Annotated in this window: 1 pseudogene; it reads left to right on the forward strand. The window is 57.9% G+C overall.

The annotated features are described in order from the left end of the window. Positions 1 to 90: 90 nt before the first annotated feature. Positions 91 to 271, forward strand: a pseudogene (locus SB751_RS30690) (homoserine dehydrogenase); the annotation flags it as partial.

The following is a 271-nucleotide window of genomic DNA, read 5'->3' on the forward strand; positions in this document are numbered from 1 at the left end:
TTGAGCGCCGGATAAATACTGTCATTCAGAAGCGTTGGGAAGCATATGAAAGTTGGAGTACTGGGATTCGGCACGGTAGCCGCGGCTACCGTGCACAAGTTCATCGAGAACCGCGAAGTGATCGCCGCGAAGACGAGCACCGAAATCGACATTGTGGCAGTCGCCACGCGTTCCGTGGCGCGGGCTGCCGGGCACGTACCGCAAGGTTGTGAGATTTCCGCCGACTGCTGGGAGGTGGTGAACGATTCGCGCATCGACGTAGTGATCGAAC

Source organism: Cupriavidus sp. SIMBA_020, assembly GCF_046535395.1.
In the GTDB taxonomy this organism is placed as follows: Bacteria; Pseudomonadota; Gammaproteobacteria; order Burkholderiales; family Burkholderiaceae; genus Cupriavidus; species Cupriavidus campinensis.